Here is an 18661-nt window from a genome sequence, read left to right on the forward strand (position 1 = left end):
AAGTGGATTCCTGCGATTTTATTGCGGATCATTCAACAGAAACTTGATGGATTGGTTGTCTCGACTACTATTGATCGGTAATATTGCATGCGAATAATACTGATTCTATGCCATACAGTTGAGTTGGCACTATTTTGTGGGTTTTTTACCACTAAGATGATGGATCATCATCGGCATCGGGGTTGTCGTACATTGGATATTGAAATCCATTCTTAACCCTATTATTGCCGTCTGGACAGCTGTCTGCCGCTTATGTCGCGCAGATAATGGATACTGGACGCCACAATGGAATTTAGGGAGTTTTAACATTGCCTGGAAAGACAATACTACAAAGGACATTATCGGGCGTCCCTTCTGACGTTCATCTATCGTCAATCAATCTTACCCTGTCATCCAAGTTGATTCTTTCAGCATCGCTTCCTGGCGTTCACCTGAATAGATCGCCACAGATGAGATAGATGATCCAATATTGCAATTTTAAAGATTTCATAGCCAACAAGAACAAAAAGCAGAGAATGGAACGTGCTTGAGTCTCTTTCTATATTACATTTGAGTTTCGCTGCCGGCGTCATCGGCGTGGCTTACCTGGTGCGAGGTATTGCCGGATTCGGATCGGGTCTTATAGCCATACCGCTGCTTGCGCTGATGATGCCGTTGACGATCGCGGTTCCGCTGATCGTCTTCCTCGATTACATCGCCTCTGCCAGCCACGGTATTAAACACAGGGAGGCCATCCAGTGGAAAGAGATCGTCTCCCTGTTGCCCTTTGCGATTGCCGGTGTGTTGACCGCACTCTTTATCTTCCAGTCGGTCGATATGGAGGCACTGAAGATGGGGTTGGGCTGTTTTGTACTCCTGTTTGCGATCTATTCCCTGTTTTCCTTTTCCGGCAAGACCCTGATTTCATCACTATGGTCAGTCCCTGCAGGCAGCATGGGGGGAATAATTGGCACCCTGTATGGTACCGGCGGCCCCTTTTATGTCATGTATTTGAAATTCCGCAACATTGAGAAAACCCAGTTCAGGGCCACCTTTGCAACCATCTTCCTGCTTGACGGCGCCGGGCGCCTCGCGGGATATATCTATTCGGGTTTTTTCAGTATGGACCTGGTGCTGATGATGGCTGTGGCCATCCCATTGATGGTCATCGGGATGTTCATCGGTGGCCACATCCATACCAATATGTCACAGCAAACCTTCCAACGCGCCATCAGCATGCTGCTGGTCTTCAGCGGCTTGGCCCTGCTGTTGAAATAGTTGATCCGCCAGACTCTAGTCGAAGTCGTTGACCAAGGTCCCGATACCATCGATTTGCACCTCCACGGTACAACCCTGTTGCATCGGCCCGGCGCCAATGGAGGTGCCACAAGCGATGATGTCCCCCGGGCGGAGGGTCATATCATGGGATAGGCGGCTGACGATCTGAAGCGGCTTGAAAAACATATCCGTTACCGGATAGTTCTGCAGTTCATCCCCGTCCACCAAGGTCCTGACTATCAGGGTCGTGGCATCCAGACCCGTCGCGATAACCGGCCCAACGGCACTGAAGGTGTCAAAGCTCTTGGCCCTTGACCAATGGACAAACAGGGGATCCTCCCTCAATAGACCCCGAGCGGTTACATCATTGACGCAGGTATAGCCAAAGATGTAATTCTCAGCATCCTCTTCGCTCACACTTTTGCAGTGCTTGCCGATGACTATGCCTAGTTCACCTTCGTAAACCACCGGACCATCATATGTCTCTGGTCGCTTTATCGCCCCCCCAGGGTCCAAAAAAGAGGTTTCAGCCTTCATGAAGTAGAGTGGATGTTCCGGCCTGGACCAGCCCTCTTTCTCAGCCCTGGAGTGGAAGTTGTTCCACAACGCGATCATCGTTGTCGGTTCGCAGGGGGTCAACAGCTTGACTGCATCCAAGGCCAGTGTCTCCCCGGTTGCCATGGCTCCATTGTACATGTCTCCCTGATAGACGTTGATCCTGTCATCGCTCAAGGTACCGAAGCCAGTTGTTCCCTGATGCTCATATCGAAGCCACTGTTCCATTCTCAAATATCTCCTCTAATTCCCAATTGATGAATCTTATTCCTCTATTGCCCGCAATTAAAGCCCTTTGACTCAAGAACAGATTTTTGATGCCAATACAGAGAGTGATCGTTAGCAGATTCAATCAGAGGATTTTGAGATTGTTACAGATAGGTTTCATTCAGACAGTAACAGCAACTTCAATCAAACAAGGCAGGAACCCTGTTCCTTCACCCGATAACATGATGACCCAGCCCTACAAACTATTCATGACCAGCTTCACTATCGGTGCGCTCTTTTTTCCATTGATGGTCTACACCTTCCACCTGTGGCAGCACTATACAGGTTCCGCTAATCTGGTCTCTCTGCCCTGGTATGAATTGTTTGTGCTCCTCACCCTTCTACTGCTTCCCCTAGGCGCGTTGAAGTTACTAAAGATCAGTTGGAATACCCGGGATATTCCCGACTGAGTTTTTGATTTCGTGCGAATCTGAGGGTGCTGTACCCAAATGACCAACCTGCTGGCGCCTAAACCGGTAAAGGCTGATCAGGGCGTGGCTGATGACCGCATGATACCCGCCAATACACCAGCCTCGGATTTCGATCAATCTGAGTGATTAGCTAGGATTCATCTGTCCTGGAAACTCCTATGGCGACTATTGTCGCTTAATAAAAGTCGCTGTTAGACTGGAGAAGGTTCAGTGTCCCCATTACTTTAATTCGCGAGTTACACTACTTGTTTCGATCATCACTGCCTCATCGTATGTAAACCACTAAGCATAGGCGCAACACGGCCTGTCAGCAGCCTGGCGAAATGGCTAGCCACCAGCAGAATAACGCTTCCCTCGGCCTGGTTAAAATGCGAGCCATTCTTTCAAGCCATTTAAACCCGGATGCGGTTCGACCGAGAAAACCACCTTTTCCCATGCTTTGATGCATGAGGCATAAAGACACGTGACATAACAAGACAGACACCAATCAAAAAAGATGTGGTCATCATCATTGCGATGCCTAAAAGAGCCAGATACCAGAAATATGTAATGAAGGGATGCTCTATCATCAGACCTAATGACGCTATGCAAAGCGACAGACTGATAATCAATAATTGAATAATTGTGACAACTTTATGAAATTTCATGAATCCTTTCACCTTAGACTCCTGCCATCGACTTATTTCAAACCAGGCACCAACACAACAGACAGACATCGGACATTGCCCGTCAATGCTTTAGAATACGTATGGTTGTATTTCGGAGGTTGTAAGCGAGCCGCCAACTCTGCAAAGCTTAAAAGGCTCTAGGTTGAAACTTTTAGAGCACAATGGCCTTTAGCGTGAAGCAATGAACAGATCTCACTGTGAGATATCGTTCACGGCAGCGCAATCCAAGCAGATAACAGTGATGCTGTGTTGACAAAATTGATATGCACTTTCCCTAGCTTAAACATACAGTCCCTCCTGGACAGATTTAACGAGGCGGGAAGAATGACAGATGAACAGGTTAATTGCAAGTGTTTTCAGATTACAGTTTTTTACAATCTAATTAATGAGATAGGATAGGCAAACAGCACGCTTAAAGGAGTATTTCTGTGCAATCTCTGGTTGACAGTTTGGGGGTTATTTGTTTGGTTGAATTCTGCAATCAGTTGACTAATGCAGTTGGATTTTTATTGCATTGATTGGCTGTGTATTCCTAGCAGAATTGCGTTGATGATGCGCCAATCTGGTCATTATGCATGTAACAACTGACCACACATCGGAAAATGCTGAAAAGGACGCAGCTGTTGTCTACGAAGAAACGATGGTATTTATATTTAAACTATAAAGCACAGATAATTGTGGCCAAAATGACTATGCCACTACACTTATAGTAACTATTTACTGAATAAGCTTAAATAACATTCCTGACAGCTTAGCTGAGATGTATGCAATCTACATGGATTGAATATTCCGCAGCCTCAATCGACTCTTCTTGTCATCCGGATCGAACTTGAGCGCATACTCCCAATACTTGATTGATTGCGCAGGCTCCCTGCGTGAGCTTCTTAACCCCCTGACATACAGCTCTTTACCATAACCCTTACGCAGCTTTTGAATTGCCTCTAGTCTTTTAGTATCGCTGTTGAACGCATGTTCAGCCTTTTCAAGATAGCGCAGGGTATCGCTGTAGTTCTCTGCTTTAAAGGTGGTGGCCGCCTGCTTAAGGAGGGTTTTAGATAGCAGTTCGCGCACCTCTGCATCCTTGGGGAATTTTTTTAAATGCGTCTCGATTTCTTTGATTTGCTCATCGGGATTAGCTTGCTTGCCTTCTGCCTGAAGTATCTCTTGACGGGAATAGATATAGGCCTCTTCGTGAAACCCCTTGGCCAGTTTTTTCTTTTTCGTTCTGTTGTTATAGTTGCTGTTTGAACGGGCGACCTTTTTTTTCATCGACGCCTTGGATGCCCTTTCGTTGAGTTTCCGCATCCCCGCAAGCGCTTCTTTATGTTTCGGATTCAGGCTGAGGACTTCCAGGTAGTAGCGCCTTGCCTTTGTCAGCTTGCCTTGACGAACCGCTTTTTTGGCCTGGCTCATCCTTTTTTTGTTTTGAGTGGCGATCCTTGCTTCGATGCGTTTGATGTCCGCATTGATCTTTGCATCCCGTGACGACACGGTTCTTGCCACCTTGAGGTTGAACAGTGCATTTTGCAGATCGCCTTTGCGCTCAGACTCTTCGGCAGCGCTTAGCCATGTAGCGGGATTGGCGTAATTGCCCGATGTCACACCCTTGCTTGAGCCGGTAGATGAGCAACCGCTGTTCAGTACAAGAAGCAAACAGAGTAACAGGCTCGAGAGTAGCGCTGATGACTGCATCATTTACGCAGGGCCCTGTAGGTTACCAGGCTCTTTTTGAAGGCCTGCATATCCCTGTCTCCAAAGATCATGGTGCGATGGAGCAGATAGGGGTAGGTAAAGGCAGCATTCGATTGCTTTTGTACGGTTAATCCCAACTGCATGCCGTTGGCTTGCAGTTCCTTGATCACCAGGTCATTGCTGTCGCCGAATGGATAGGCGTAGAAGCGTGGCCTCTCACCCAGGTGCTTGACCAGTTTTTCATTCGGGACAGAGATCTCTTGACGTACCCGTCTTTGATACTGTCTGCGGCTTTCTCCGGCCTGCCGTACCGTCAGATTGCTATGGCTCTTGGAATGGGGCTGGATGCTGATCAGCCCGCTTTTCTTCATGGCGCTGATCTCTGCCGTTTTTAGACCGCCATTGTTAATGTAATCGCTATACACGAAGACAGTTGCAGGATAGCCATACTCTTTCAGGACCGGGAAGGCCTCCTTGAAGATGGAGCGGTGACCATCATCTATGGTCAATACGACAGCACGCCTCGGCAGTTGCTGCTCACCTTTGAGAAATCCCAGCAGATGTTTCAGCGGTATCACCCGGTAGTCATTCTCCTTCAGATACTCCATCTGCTTTCTGAATTCCGCCGGCGTTACCTCCATTCGATCACTGCGCCCACCGAATCGGTGATAACAGAGGATCGGCACTGTCTGATAACCCGCAAATTCGATCCCGGTCGGGTTCTCCACATTTAGTGGAATAATTATCTCCTGGCCCTTTTTTATCGGATTCGGCTGATTGGCATCCTCGATCACCCAATAGCGTGTCTCATCGCCAAGATAACGCCTTGCCAGACTGCGTGTATCTTCATTACCAACACGCAATACGATGAAATTTCTGTCTTTGGCAATTATCTGACTGGGGCTGTAACGAAGTATGGAAGGGGTGCAACCGGTAAGTATCAACACGCAGATCAGTAGTTGTGAAAATTTCATCGGCGAAATTCGCATGCTAAAATACCTTGGTCATTGCAGTTCGATACCTCCTGTAGTAACCACTTCCTGTTTCCCCAGAGAATAATGCCTGAAGGCGACTACTTGTTCTGCTTGGGTGGCATGATTCTGGTTGCGTCATCGAACTCTTGTTCTGGTGCAACCAGCTCCTGCACATCCTTATTCGGGGGCTCTTCGGTCACCTGTTCAATAGTGATGTTCGTAGAGTCATCGTCCCCATCGATAATTTGCGGGACAGTCTGTTGCTGTAGTTGATGCTGATACTCATCCCGCTGTTTCAGCAGTGTCTCCGCCATTCTGTTGTATTCCGAAAAGAGCAATCCCAATTCATCGTTCCGCTCTTTGCGGATCCTATAACCCAGGTTGCCATGATGCACATGGGCGATGGCACGCCTCAGAATCCTGATCGGTACGGTAATACCCGTCGCCAGTAAATAGGCGACAATGACAACCGTCAGCACCACCGCGACCAGCAGTCCCAGCATGGTGTAAAAAGTGAGATCGGCGGCTGCGATCAGAGGTGTCTGAGACAGGCCAAGCTGAACCTTGCCGATTTGTTTGTTTTGAAACACCAGCGGCGCTTGAAAATCGAACACCATCTCATTGTCCAGTTCTCTCTCGGAAATAATGATGCCATCATCTTCACGCAGTTTTTGCATGGCTTCAGGCGCTTGTAGTTTCTTACCCACCTCTTGAATGGAAGTGCTGGCGCGCAGGATCTTCTTATGATCGAGGATTCTGAGATAGCTGATCTGTTGCCGCTGTTTGATTTCATGAACGAATGTTTCCAGCGCGACCCAGTCCTGGATGAGTACGGATTCGGCACTCTCCACTGCAATGAATTCCGCTAGTGACCCCCCTGAATCGAGGGCTAATTCAATCATTGCATCCACCTGTTTTTGATACACCAGGTAAGATCCCAGAATCATGGCAATTGAGACTACCGCCGCCATGACCGCGGTCCACTTGATCCGCAGCGGCAGAATATTTGACTCGTTGACGTGCTGCTGCTTTTCATCAATCTCATGCACCACGGTACGTAGTTCCGCGGCGAGTTCCTTACCCGACTGAAAACGCTGTTCAGGTTTCTTGTTAAGCAGTTTCTCGACAATCTTCTTCAGGCTTTGCGGAATCTCTCCTGTCTTGTCATCGATTGGCGGAGGTTCCTCTTGCACAATCTTCATCAGCAGGGAGGTCAGGGTCTCGGAAACGAAAGGTTTCTCCCCGGTAATGAGCTGATAGAGAATGACGCCGAGGGAAAACAGATCTGATCGTCCATCGACAGGAAATCCCTCGACCTGCTCGGGTGACATGTATTGTGGTGTTCCCAGGACCGCCCCCATCCTGGTACGGTGCTCCTTGTTGGGCGAATCCACATGCGCGATGCCAAAGTCGGTAATACGGATCGTGTGGCCATCGTCAGGGGAGATGATATTACCCGGTTTAACATCCCGGTGTACGATGCCGCGATTATGGGAATAATCCAGTGCCTCCGCCAATTGGATGCCATACACCACCGCTTCTCTGACTGAAATCGGGGCATTGGAGTCCATCATCTCTTCCAGTGTCCGCCCCTCGAGGAACTCCATCGCGATATAGGGCCCCTGCTCAACCTCACCAACATCGAAAATGGTGACAATATTGGGATGAGTGAGCTTTCCTGCGGCCTTGGCTTCTTGTAAAAACCGGTAACGATACTCAGGGTCCGCCGCTACCTCCCCGCGCAGGAGCTTGATTGCCAGGGTACGATTGATTTCCGGGTCGAATGCCTTGTAGACAATCGACATTGCCCCCTCACCGATCTCTTCGATCAGGTTGAATCTTCCAATCGTGTCAGGCATAGGCTTTTGATTGTCCAAATCCCTTCTCCTCCGTTACCGCTTCATCTGGGATAAGCAGCCCCACTCCAGGCATGCATATTCTTATGTCTCGTCTATGCTTACCCTGATAAAGTGTAGCAAATGGTGGTCAATTAAATAAAATCGATATTGACGCCTACTCCATTCTTGGATTAACGTTCCTGAAACGCTGATCTGGTCAGGGGAATGAATTGGACTCAATAAAATAACAGCAGGCTAGCAGATGAACGAAATCTTCGATATCCCAAGAATCCTTGAATTACGCAAGCTGACGAGGTCAATATCGGATAAGATCGAAACCGATCTGAAAGGCTATCTATCCACGCTTGCGCCCCTGTTTTCTCCCGCGCCTATCCTGGGTGAGTACATGCGGGGCGGTTCCAAAGCACCTTTAAAGGGCGCCGAAAAGGCCTTTCGCGAATTGAAAAGCCAATATCAAGCCATCGCCGGACAAAAGCCATATTCATTACCGATCGAGCTCTCATCGCCGCTTGATGTGTTTGCAGCCACGCCCACACTGACTGCGGTCGAGTACCCCTATACGCCTAATCAGGAGGGCAAATCCGCCTCACTCACCGTGACCTCTCCCTTGAAATGGGTCCTCTCTTATCCGGAACAGGAACCTAAGAGGTTACTGGAGATGTTGCAGGGGAATCGAAATCAGTTGAAGGGTGAGCTATCCCATGCCCTGCTGCAGTGCCTGACGCTGAACCTGGTATTGGAGAAACGCCCAGGGCTCGTAAGTGTGTTTCAAGGCCTTCGTTTCAACCTCGAAACCACCCATCATGAAGAGCTGGGGGAACTGCCGGTGATCATCATCTCCTGCCCCCTGAGAACCCTTCTACCTCCCGACGACATCATCATTCAAAATACAGAGATATCCGGAATCCCATCTTTTGAAGAGATTATCAACATTGATGATATCCGGAAGCTGTCGGATCCCCTGCAACAAAACATCCTCTTAATCACACAAGAGGTTACACCCGCTGTTTACAAAGAAATCCTATCCCATTGAATGACCAGGTGTGGATTTGAGCTGAAGGCTGCCCCGAAGAGAGGCCTTCGGCAAGTAACTGTATCAATTTAGGGTTTTCCCCTTCCTCATATAACAATACAATCCAAGTGTTAAGATTCTCATAGTTTCATATCGACAAAAATATAGGATAGAAAAATGGCGACAATCACCTTAGAAGGTAACCAGATCAATACCAACGGCGATCTCCCGGCGGTAGGCTCAGAGGCACCAGATTTCTCTTTGGCGGGCGCCGATCTTGCGGATGTCTCTCTCGGCAACTATGCCGGCAAGCGGAAACTGCTGAACATCGTTCCCAGTCTCGATACTGGCGTCTGTGCCGCATCGACGGTTAAATTCAATCAGGCGATGGGCGATAAGAGCAACTCGGTGGCACTGGTCATCTCCGCCGACCTCCCCTTTGCTCAAGGCCGTTTCTGCAGCGCGGAGGGCATCGACAACGTCATCTCGCTGTCGATGATGCGCAATCGTAACTTTGCCAAGGATTACGGGGTGCTGATAACAGATGGACCGCTGGCCGGTATCTGTGCCCGCGCCGTGGTGGTGCTGGATGAAGAAAACAAAGTGCTCTATACCCAGCTGGTACCTGAGATCGTACAGGAACCTGACTACGATCCGGCGTTGGCCCATCTCAACTAACTCCGCTCGTCCAGAGCGAGTTACATCAAGACGTAAAAACGGGCGCCAGGCGCCCGTTTTTTTTTACTACCGTTGGTTGTAGGGTGTATAGCCCTGCCGTGCTGGTGGATAGCCGCCATAAGGCGTATATCCGCGCCTGCTCCATGCGGGTGGCGGTGCCATCGCTTCCTGTAACTCCCGTTCTGCCTGTATCCGGTTCCGCATGGCCTCCATCTCTGCCCTGGTGGCATCGCGAAGTTCATCGAACTCCTTGAGTATTTTGCTCACTGACTCAGCGTGCAGATCACGTATCGACTGCAATGTCTCCTGCTCAGGTGCGGTGGATGCCGCTGGGGTTTCGGATGCTGTCGCTTCGTCTCCTGCAGCAGCAACCGGCGCTTGTGTGGCATCAGTCCCAGCGCTTGTCTGGCTTGCAGCGGCAGTCTGCTCCTCAACCTCGGCCGTGCCTGATTCAGCCATGGCCTGCTGTTGAGATTCGCTGACACTGTATCCGGATTCAAGACCACCGCCGGAAGCTGCGGTGGCGCTCTCCTCAACAGCAGCCTCGTCTGCAGCAGATGAGTCTGCTGTGGTTGATGTCTCCACTGCCTCTTGTTCTTCGGTTGTGGCCGTTGTTTCGGATGGCGGATTATTGGCCAACGATCTGATGTACATAAAACCCAATATTATGATGACGAGCCAGAAGACGACTTTTAGCCAAAAGCCACTTGCGCTCTTTGAATCGGTTGTCATCGATGAATCCTCCGGTTTGGTATCTTTTTTCAGCTCAGAAACAATAGTGACATTCGATGGAGCTGGCTTGCTGCCAGCGGATGCACTCGGTTTGGGTGCTGTTGCGCTGGCGGCTGCAACGGCTGTTGGTGTTGCTGATTTAGCACTCTGTTTGGGCGCTGTTTTTTTAGCTTCCACCTTCTTTTTAGCTACAGTTTTTTTCTTTGTCGTCGCTTTTTTCTTGGCGACCTTCTTCTTAGCACTCTTCTTTTTGGCAACCTTCTTTTTGACTGTCACTGTCTCAGGTACCGGATCCTTCTCTGCTTTTTCTTCAGTTTTGCTAGTCTCGTCAGCCATGTTAATTCCTCTGCGGCACGCAAATTATATCCACCACATTCTAACCTAATCCAGGATGGTGTCTCAAAATAGATTTATCAACTTATTGGCATCGGGAGCCGATTGCAGATTACCCCTCTCCCCGGCGTCCTTGATGCGATCTCCAAGCCAGGATTCCGTCTACCGCTCGTTGACTCGGTTGAGGATTGCCGGCACGTTACCGCGCTGTTTCATTTTTGGCCAGGACCAACAACGTAAACATGGCATCTCGGTGGTCTTCAGTGACCCCTTAACCCGTGCCTAGTCATCCCCGTTTGGCGACCGGCCCATTACATAGAATCAAGATAAGATAATACACTTTACGTATTGTTTTTGTTTGATTTATATATTATATCTAACCGCACTCTATATAATAACGCCATTCAATCAATGATTACCGGGCACGTAATCCGAGCAACTCCACGAGCAGAGATTTTACCCGTTCCATTCCCTGAATCAGGTTCTTTTCAATATCGCTCATACTGATGGATTGATCCATTTTGCCCGCCGCCCAGTTCGAAATAACGGCGCATGACGCATAACAAAGATTGAACTCCCTGGCCAAGGCGGCTTCCGGCATCCCGGTCATACCAACCATATCGCATCCATCCCTTTCCATGCGGATGATTTCCGCAGCCGTCTCCAGTCTTGGTCCCTGGGTTGCCCCATAGGTCCCGCCTGCCACTGGATTCATCCCACTGAGTCGTCCCGCCTCTATCAAATCCTGACGCAGTTCCTCGCAATAGGGCCGTGTAAAATCGATATGGGTCACATGGCTCAGGTCACTATCGAATATCGTGTGCTCACGGCCAAATGTATAATCGATTATCTGATCGGGTATGACGATACGACCCGGGGCCATTTCCGATCCAATCCCTCCTACGGCGGCAACACCAAGAATCGTCTCAATGCCCACATGCCGCAATGCCCACAGGTTTGCCCTGTAGTTCACCAGGTGAGGAGGGATCATGTGGGAGGCGCCATGACGGGGTAGAAACACAACCTCGTGTCCGGAAATGCTGCCATGGGTCAACGCCGCGGACGGTTCTCCGAATGGCGTATGGCAGACTTCACGATGGGTGATCTCAAGGTCCGGTATCTCATCCAGCCCGGTTCCACCAATGATGGCCAGCTTTGTCATTATCTACAAACCTTCAGCATGTCCCGCTAAATAGTCAGCAACGCCTTCAGGGGTCCCCTGCATGCCTGCATCCCCCTCTTTCCAACCGGCGGGACAGACCTCACCATGGATCTCGTTGAATTGCAGTGCGTCAGTCATGCGCAACATCTCGTCGATATTCCGCCCACTAGTTACCTCCACATGGGTTGTTGGAACAAACATGAATCGCTGGTGATTCGAGGAGGTATATTAGTGCTTCTGCGCAACAGATGCTACGCAAAATACAGCAAGGAATACTAACAGTAGGAGTGGCTAACATGATTTGGAGTTTGAAACAAAAAAAAAGGGGTGATATTTCACCCCCTCTACAATCTCCTCCTAGTATCCTGAATTAATTATACTGCCTGGGCAAAGACCCCTGACTTTTCTAGTGTTGGTATCAGGATCGTCTCTTCGCGCTGTATACGGTCTTCGATCATGTCAAAGATCTCAAATGTATCGGCAATGAACTCATCAGTAAAATTGAAGTCGCAGTTCTTCAGCCAGCGGCCGTGGTACTGCTCAAACTGCTTTCTCATCGGTTTCTGGCCATTCAGAAATCCCCAGGCCATCGATTTCAATTTTGGATCATTGTGGGTCAATAAATCGGGGTAGATGCCTCGATCCTGTTCAGACATATGCAGCTTCATCTTTTCCGCAAGATCACAGATCATCTTGTGGGTTGTCATCGCGTTTGGACGTATGCTCAACTGCTCCTTGGTCATCATGGCCCTGAGATCACTGATGATATCTTGAATATCAGTATGACTGCCCTTCAGGTTTTCAATTGTTGTCACTTTCCATTCTCCTTTGTATCGGTAGCCCCCTGTACTTTGAATTGCAGGTACAAGTAACCCCGAAAATCTGATTACGCTACCCGATCTTTTGTCAGGTTAAGCGACCAACTAACAAGCTTTCACCATTTATTCAAAATGGCAATAGATGCCTAATTTTACAAGATTTTTCTGAGGTATTAACACCCGGAAATACCCTCAATTTTTAGCATAACACATTAGGGTAAACACTAACCACTAGCTACAGCATAGATCCCTGGCAGATTTCTGTGGTATCCCATGTAGTCCATACCGAAGCCGAAAACATATCGATCTTCCACTGTCATACCGACGAAATCAGCCATGAAGCCAACCCCGCGATTATGTAATTTTTCAACTAAAACAACACTATACACCTGTTTTGCCCGAGCCTTATGACAGGCCTCCACAATGGCAGAGAGGGTAACGCCCTCATCCAGGATATCATCCACCACGAGGATAGTTTCTCCTTCCAAGGTGGTGCTCGGCCGTCCGATCCACTCCAATTCAGCACCGCTGGTGTTGCCCCGGTACCGGGTGGCGTGAATGTAATCGTGGCGTAAAGGAAAATTGAGACGCGTCAACAGATGCCCGGTAGGTATCAGCGCACCATTCAACACACACAGCACCAGTGGATCCTCGCCCGACAGTTTCCCTGTTATCTCCATCGCCAGGCGATCGAGTGTATGCTCGATCTCTGCGGGTGTGTAGATCTTATCGGCAGTAGCCAGTACGTCGGCCGCCTGCTGTGCAGTGATAGTCATTGTGGATTCACTTCCAATTAGCTAATCGGTTCAACCGTCAATAGCGATGTATGTCTATTCCAGTCCCAGATCCAGATTAATCTCTTCAGGTGCCATTGACAATCGATTAACGGCACGCCTCCATTGGGGATCCAGATGGAGTTGCTGCATGGTCTGACTTTTTCGACCATGCATTCTCACCAACCGTACATGGGCGGCCGGGTCATCATATTCCTTCAGGCGATCCAATATCTCAATCGCCGCCGGTCGATTGTTGCATACCAGGACCATGTCGCAACCCGCCGACAAGGCGGCCGTAGCGCGATCCCCATAACCACCCGCCTCCTGGGCTGCGGCCATATTGAGATCATCGCTGAAGATCACACCCTGAAACCCCAACTGCCTACGCAACACCCTCTGTAGCCAGAATGATGAAAATCCCGCCAGCTGTTGGTCGATATGCGCGTAGATGACATGCGCCGGCATGATCGCCTCCATACCGGCATGAATCATGTTTTCAAACGGACGAAGATCCTCCATCTCAAGATCTTCGAAGCGGCGTTGATCCACTGGCAGGGCCAGGTGGGAATCGGCTGTCACGCCACCATGACCGGGGAAATGTTTACCCACGACCGCCATACCCGCATGATGGACACCCTGCATCCACGCCTTTGCCAAGCGGGCGACGATATCGGGTTTTGAAGAGAATGCCCTATCACCGATTACATCACTGATGCCAAAACCTATATCGAGCACCGGGGCGAAACTGAAATCCACGCCACAGGCACGTAACTCGGCGGCCATCACCCAGCCGCCCAGTTGTGCCGACTCCAGGCCCTGTTGAGTGTTGTTCTGATACTGCTCACCATACCAGGCAGCCGGTGGAAGCGACGTAAACCCCTCTCTGAAACGCTGTACACGTCCGCCTTCCTGATCCACAGCAATCAGGAGGTGGGGATTTCTTAAGCTGTGAATCTGATCGCAGAGTGCCTGTAGCTGACCCAGGGAGTCGTAGTTGCGGGAGAAGAGAATCACGCCTCCTACCGCAGGATGGGCCAATAGCCGCTCCTCATCCGACGCAACGGATGTCCCCTCCAGGTCCAGCATCACCGGCCCCAGACTCATCTACACACTCCTGCAACCTGGATCGATTGCAGATCACTAACCAGTGATGAAATATTTCTGTGGAATAGGCAGTAAATCGGCATCTCCAAAGTCAGATTATGTCGTGACAATGTCTGTCATTTCTCCTAAACCAGGACCCTCAGGACTCAATAATTCTGGCAGTATGCCGCAAACATAGGTGCAGAGGAAACCAGTCTATTGTGTGTAGGTAAAAACATGCGTTCATTCAAGATACTACTTGCATTGATGATGCTCGTTACTCCACCGCTGTTCGCAGAGGATGAGGAAGCGGAAGCGGAAGAGACCGAAGAGGCGACACCGGTCATCAGCTACTATCAGGTGAAACCCTCCCTGACCGCAAACCTGGCGAGTGGGGGAAAGTATATTCGCTGCGATGTCCAGTTGATGACCAACGATGAGCTCTTTCTCGAGGAACTCAATCTACATGGTCCGGCTATCCGCCATAGCTTGCTGCTGCTACTGTCTGAACAGGATGGAAAGAGTATCAAAACCCCAAGTGGTAAGGAGGCGCTGCGTAAAAAGGCCCTTTCGGCCATCGGTAAACTGATGCAGGAGCTGAGTGGGAAGAATGAACTGAAGGCCCTGTTCTTCACGACTTTTTTGGTTCAGTAACCGAGACGAATATCCAGATAGTCCCGCAGACGATCCCCCAACAGATTGAGTGACAACACCACCAGCATAATCGCCACCCCGGGCGCAAGCACCATATGCGGCGCCATCAACATGTAGCTGGCGCCGTCGCGAATCATGCTTCCCCAGGAGGCGTAGGGCGGCTGAACCCCCAAGCCAAGAAAGGATAGCCCCGCCTCGGCGATGACCATCCCGGCCATGCCGAATGTGGCTTCCACAATCAAGGGAGCAAGCAACAAGGGAAGCAGGTGTCTGGTGAGGATTGTCCATTGGGAACTGCCAAGGGCGATTGCCGCCGTAACATGATCCCGATTCCTCAACGACAACACCTGACCGCGACTGAGACGCGCATACCCTACCCAGCCCACCGCCGAAAGGGCAATGATCAGGTTGTCTATGCCCGGCCCCATGACACCGGCCAGGGCAATCGCCAACAAGATACCGGGAAAGGCGAGAAAGACATCGATCACTCTCACCAACAGGAGATCGAGCCAGCCGCCATGATAGCCGGCCAACAGGCCGATCGCGGTGCCGACAATGGCGGAGAGGCCCACCACGCCAACTGCCACAAGAAAGGATGTCTGGGCACCTGCCACCAGGCGCATGAGGATGGGTCGCCCCAGGTCATCGTATCCCAGCAGGCCGGATGGCGCGGGAGGTTGCAGAATCTTTTCCAGATCGATCAGGTTGGCAGACTCATTGAACCATGGTCCGATAAACGCGGCCACGCCCCAGAGTGAGATCAGCAGATAGGGTAACCAGCGTCGAATCATCTGCCGCCGCCAGCGCGGATACGCGGATCCACCAGGCCATACAGGATATCGGTCAATGTGTTGACCAGCACATAGGCCAGGCTGATGAACAAGACACACCCCTGTACCACCGGGTAGTCCCGCTTCTGAATGGATTCGATCATCAGGGAACCGATACCCGGCCAGTCGAACACCACCTCGGTAACCACAGCCCCTCCCAACAAAGCCCCAAGTTGCAGGCCCAGCAGGGTAATCACCGGCAACCAGGCGTTCCCCATGGCATGGCGCCAGATGACCCTGGTCTCATCCAATCCCTTGGCCCTTGCGGTACGAATGAAATCCTCCCCCAACACCTCCAACAGGCTGCTGCGCACCATTCGCGCCAGAATCGCGGCAAAGGCCGTACCCAGGGTCAGGGCAGGCAGAATCAGGCTGCTTAGACCTTCTCTACCGCTTACCGGCGTCCAACCCAACCATAAAGAGAAGCAGAGAATAAGCATCGGACCAAGCCAGAAATTGGGGATCGAAAGACCCAGCATGGAGAAACCCATGGCCCCCCAATCCCCCATACCTCCCCGATTCACGGCAGCCAGAATACCCAGAGGTAGCGCAATCACCAGGGTGACGACGAGCGCCGCAAAGGCCAGTTCCAGGGTCGCCGGGATGCGGCTGGCCAGCAGCGCTGACACGGGTTGCCTGGCATGCAGTGAATTTCCCAGATCCAATACCGCGACCCCTTGCAGGTAGTCACTCAACTGAACCGCCAGCGGCCGATCCAGTCCCAGGCTAGTGCGCAGCGCCTCACGATCCGCCGCTATCGCCGACTCGCCCAGCATCACATCCACGGGATCGCCCGGGACCAGGTGAATGAGCATGAAAACCAGACACACAACGCCGAGCATGACGAGGAGCGCGCTCAGAAGGCGCGAGAAGATGAACCCGGCCACTATTCGACGATCTCCACCAGGGTGCCATTCTCAACCCGATCGAACAGATCGATCAGGTCCTGGTTGCGCATCCTGATACAACCGTGAGAAGCGACTATGCCCATCGGTTGATCTTCCGGGGTACCGTGGATGTAGATGAATCTGCGCAAGCTATCCACATCCCCTCCCCGGTTTTTTCCCGTTTCAATCCCGGTCAGCCATAGAATGCGGGTCAGGATCCAGTCGCGCTCCGGCTCGCTGGCCGCCAGCGCATCGCTGAAACACTCCCCGGTGGGGCGTCTTGCAACAAACACCGTATTCTCCTGACAGCCCTCTCCGATCTTTAAGCGGATGCGGTGTTTCCCCCGCGGCGTACAACCACTGCCGCAGATCTCGCCTGGGCCGTTCAGCGCCGTGGAGACAGGATATGATTTAACCACCCGCTCAGCCTCGCAACAGACCAAACGTTGCCGGGAGAGATCAATACGCAGCTGCAATCTGGGCATCTCTTGCTTCCTGTGACTGCCTGAGCCTTACCAATCCAAGTCCGTCATAGTTGCCATCCGCCATTAATCGATAGCCGCTGATCCTCGGATTCGACGCCGACACCTGCGCCTCATACCAGAGTGGGACATAGGGCAGATCCTGATGAATTTGTTGCTGTATCCGATGGTAGAGATTCGCCTGCCTCTCCAGGGTACCAGCCGATTCAACCTGCTGCAGCAACCGGTCGACTGCCAGGCTGGAATAGCGCCCACGATTGGCACCCGCGGGGGGCAGTGAGTCACTGGCAAAGATATATCTGAAGATATCCGGGGTGCGGATGCCGACCCAACTCAGGCTGTAGAGCTGGAAGTTTCCTCCTTTGATATCACCAAAAAACGTGCCCCAGTCATAGCTTCGCAACTCAACCTCGATGCCAACCGCCTTGAGTTGACTCTGAATCACTGTGGCAAGCCGTATTCGATAGGGATCACTGGAGGTCTTGTAGACCAGGCGCAACGGATTTTCAGCGCCATATCCTGCCTCGGTCAGTAACGAGACTGCCTTCCCGGGATCATGGCCATGCGCCATCAATGAGGCCGCACCTGCCCAATGCTCAGGCGGCAAGAGTGCTTCAGCCTGGCGCGCCGCGCCATGCATGACATGTTCGATGATTGCCTGCCGGTCGATGGCATAGGCAATGGCCTGGCGCACCCTGGAGTCTCCGATATGGGGATCCCTGAGATTGAAGCCGATATAGGTGAAGTTACTTCCATGGCGACGTGCTATTTGGATCGCCGGTTGGGATTCCAGGTATCCGATCAGTTCCGGCGAGATATCGTTCTGCAGCATATCTATCTCACCCCTGAGTAGCTTCAAAACCCTTACTGTCGGGTTTTTCACCTCCAGGAACTCAAACATCTGCTTGTCGTCTCTTCGCTGTAACACGAGTTTTCCCGCCACTGGCCAGGCATGCAAGGAGAAAGGACCGCTGCCTACCGGTTGTTGAGTGAAGTCATGATTGCCGGCGATCAGATCCGCGGGAAGAATTTCCAGGGTCAGATAGGCGGGAAACAGGGGGTCTGCCCGCGATAGTTTGAAATCGACGCTCGATTCATCAACCTTGGATAGGCTCTCGATCAGCGTGAGTGCCGAACGTTTCGGTGATGTATTGTTTTCATCCAGGACAGACTGGTAGGTCGCGATTACGTCATCAGCAGTCAAGGCTGGCCCATGGGAGAAACGACCGGCCTTGGGATTCAGACGAAAGCGATAGTGATGTGAAGACAAGCGTTGCCAATCGGCGATATCCGGAACTGGCATACTCTGCTCATCGAAACCCACCAGGCGTTGATAGAGGAGCCTGTTAATCCGTTCTGACGTGGCATCGGTGGCATAGCGGGGATCCAGGGTAATGGGCGCCGATGCCAGACCCATGCGTATCGAATCATCCACCTCTGATGTGGAGCAGGCATGGAGAAAGAGTGGCATCAACAGCAGGGTTGTAAGCTGACGCCATGCCAACATCTGA

21 protein-coding genes are annotated in these 18661 nt (G+C 51.2%); 7 read left to right on the plus strand and 14 right to left on the minus strand.

Features of this window, described 5'->3' with window-relative positions:
* Positions 1-522: 522 nt before the first annotated feature.
* Positions 523-1257, plus strand: a complete 735-nt coding sequence (locus R2K28_RS10635; protein WP_316364297.1) for a sulfite exporter TauE/SafE family protein — start codon at positions 523-525, stop codon at positions 1255-1257.
* A 15-nt stretch (positions 1258-1272) separates the two neighbouring features.
* Here R2K28_RS10635 and R2K28_RS10640 read toward each other — a convergent pair whose 3' ends face one another.
* On the minus strand, positions 1273-2040 hold the full coding sequence (locus tag R2K28_RS10640) for a fumarylacetoacetate hydrolase family protein (protein WP_316364298.1): 768 nt from the start codon (positions 2038-2040) through the stop codon (positions 1273-1275).
* Positions 2041-2180: 140 nt separating this feature from the next.
* On the opposite strand from R2K28_RS10640, the gene R2K28_RS10645 reads away from it, so the two are divergent.
* Entirely contained in the window at positions 2181-2489 is a 309-nt protein-coding gene (locus R2K28_RS10645; protein WP_316364300.1) for a ComEC/Rec2 family competence protein, read from the plus strand.
* A 1460-nt stretch (positions 2490-3949) separates the two neighbouring features.
* Here the strand turns inward: R2K28_RS10645 and R2K28_RS10650 are convergent.
* The 3 genes from R2K28_RS10650 to R2K28_RS10660 form a co-directional block, all read right to left on the minus strand.
* Positions 3950-4873 carry a tetratricopeptide repeat protein gene (locus R2K28_RS10650; protein WP_316364301.1) on the minus strand — a complete coding sequence of 308 codons (924 nt, stop codon included), beginning with the start codon at positions 4871-4873 and terminating at the stop codon, positions 3950-3952.
* A complete protein-coding gene (locus tag R2K28_RS10655; protein ID WP_316364302.1) occupies positions 4870-5844 on the minus strand; it encodes a polysaccharide deacetylase family protein in 975 nt (324 codons plus the stop codon). Before R2K28_RS10655 ends, R2K28_RS10650 begins: the two co-directional genes overlap by 4 nt.
* Before the next feature lie 98 nt (positions 5845-5942).
* The gene (locus tag R2K28_RS10660) at positions 5943-7721 is read right to left on the minus strand and encodes a serine/threonine protein kinase (RefSeq protein ID WP_316364303.1); all 1779 of its coding nucleotides are present in this window, start codon (positions 7719-7721) and stop codon (positions 5943-5945) included.
* A gap of 223 nt (positions 7722-7944) precedes the next feature.
* Here R2K28_RS10660 and R2K28_RS10665 point away from each other — a divergent pair, with 223 nt between their 5' ends.
* Positions 7945-8736, plus strand: coding sequence for a hypothetical protein (locus R2K28_RS10665; protein ID WP_316364304.1), 792 nt, complete (start codon positions 7945-7947; stop codon positions 8734-8736).
* Positions 8737-8892: 156 nt separating this feature from the next.
* A complete protein-coding gene (tpx, locus tag R2K28_RS10670) occupies positions 8893-9393 on the plus strand; it encodes a thiol peroxidase (protein ID WP_116446850.1) in 501 nt (166 codons plus the stop codon).
* Between the two features lie 66 nt (positions 9394-9459).
* Here the strand turns inward: tpx and R2K28_RS10675 are convergent, their stop codons facing one another.
* Positions 9460-10047 (minus strand): hypothetical protein, encoded by a 588-nt coding sequence (locus R2K28_RS10675; protein WP_316364305.1) that lies wholly within the window; start codon positions 10045-10047, stop codon positions 9460-9462.
* Here R2K28_RS10675 and R2K28_RS10680 point away from each other — a divergent pair.
* Both R2K28_RS10680 and R2K28_RS10685 read left to right on the plus strand, forming a co-directional pair.
* Positions 10025-10510 carry a hypothetical protein gene (locus tag R2K28_RS10680; protein ID WP_316364306.1) on the plus strand — a complete coding sequence of 162 codons (486 nt, stop codon included), beginning with the start codon at positions 10025-10027 and terminating at the stop codon, positions 10508-10510. The two genes, R2K28_RS10675 and R2K28_RS10680, sit on opposite strands and share 23 nt — an antisense overlap.
* Positions 10511-10594: 84 nt before the next feature.
* Positions 10595-10744: a hypothetical protein gene (locus R2K28_RS10685; RefSeq protein WP_316364307.1), complete on the plus strand. Its 150-nt coding sequence runs from the start codon at positions 10595-10597 to the stop codon at positions 10742-10744.
* A 129-nt stretch (positions 10745-10873) separates the two neighbouring features.
* Here the strand turns inward: R2K28_RS10685 and R2K28_RS10690 are convergent, their stop codons facing one another.
* From R2K28_RS10690 to nagZ, 5 genes are all read right to left on the minus strand, one after another.
* Positions 10874-11620 carry an S-methyl-5'-thioinosine phosphorylase gene (locus R2K28_RS10690; protein WP_316364308.1) on the minus strand — a complete coding sequence of 249 codons (747 nt, stop codon included), beginning with the start codon at positions 11618-11620 and terminating at the stop codon, positions 10874-10876.
* 3 nt (positions 11621-11623) lie between these two features.
* Positions 11624-11821, minus strand: a complete 198-nt coding sequence (locus tag R2K28_RS10695; RefSeq protein WP_316364309.1) for a hypothetical protein — start codon at positions 11819-11821, stop codon at positions 11624-11626.
* A 173-nt stretch (positions 11822-11994) separates the two neighbouring features.
* A complete protein-coding gene (locus R2K28_RS10700) occupies positions 11995-12435 on the minus strand; it encodes a hemerythrin domain-containing protein (protein ID WP_116446854.1) in 441 nt (146 codons plus the stop codon).
* A gap of 227 nt (positions 12436-12662) precedes the next feature.
* Entirely contained in the window at positions 12663-13214 is a 552-nt protein-coding gene (locus R2K28_RS10705) for a hypoxanthine-guanine phosphoribosyltransferase (protein WP_316364310.1), read from the minus strand.
* Between the two features lie 54 nt (positions 13215-13268).
* Complete coding sequence (gene nagZ / locus R2K28_RS10710) at positions 13269-14318, minus strand: beta-N-acetylhexosaminidase (protein ID WP_316364311.1); 1050 nt, start codon at positions 14316-14318, stop codon at positions 13269-13271.
* Positions 14319-14534: 216 nt separating this feature from the next.
* Between nagZ and R2K28_RS10715 the strand changes: the two genes are divergently transcribed.
* On the plus strand, positions 14535-14951 hold the full coding sequence (locus tag R2K28_RS10715) for a flagellar basal body-associated FliL family protein (protein ID WP_316364312.1): 417 nt from the start codon (positions 14535-14537) through the stop codon (positions 14949-14951).
* Here the strand turns inward: R2K28_RS10715 and R2K28_RS10720 are convergent.
* The 4 genes from R2K28_RS10720 to R2K28_RS10735 are packed head-to-tail and all read right to left on the minus strand — an operon-like array spanning position 14945 to position 18657.
* The gene (locus R2K28_RS10720) at positions 14945-15742 is read right to left on the minus strand and encodes an ABC transporter permease (protein ID WP_316364313.1); all 798 of its coding nucleotides are present in this window, start codon (positions 15740-15742) and stop codon (positions 14945-14947) included. The genes R2K28_RS10715 and R2K28_RS10720 overlap by 7 nt on opposite strands.
* Positions 15739-16623: a nickel ABC transporter permease gene (gene nikB / locus R2K28_RS10725; RefSeq protein WP_316369717.1), complete on the minus strand. Its 885-nt coding sequence runs from the start codon at positions 16621-16623 to the stop codon at positions 15739-15741. The genes R2K28_RS10720 and nikB overlap by 4 nt, the downstream gene beginning before the upstream one ends.
* 44 nt (positions 16624-16667) lie before the next feature.
* The gene (locus tag R2K28_RS10730; RefSeq protein ID WP_316364314.1) at positions 16668-17153 is read right to left on the minus strand and encodes a L,D-transpeptidase; all 486 of its coding nucleotides are present in this window, start codon (positions 17151-17153) and stop codon (positions 16668-16670) included.
* Complete coding sequence (locus tag R2K28_RS10735; RefSeq protein WP_316364315.1) at positions 17128-18657, minus strand: ABC transporter substrate-binding protein; 1530 nt, start codon at positions 18655-18657, stop codon at positions 17128-17130. The genes R2K28_RS10730 and R2K28_RS10735 overlap by 26 nt, the downstream gene beginning before the upstream one ends.
* Positions 18658-18661 lie beyond the last annotated feature (4 nt).

This window comes from Candidatus Thiodiazotropha sp. CDECU1 (genome assembly GCF_963455295.1).
In the GTDB taxonomy this organism is placed as follows: domain Bacteria; phylum Pseudomonadota; class Gammaproteobacteria; order Chromatiales; family Chromatiaceae; genus Thiodiazotropha.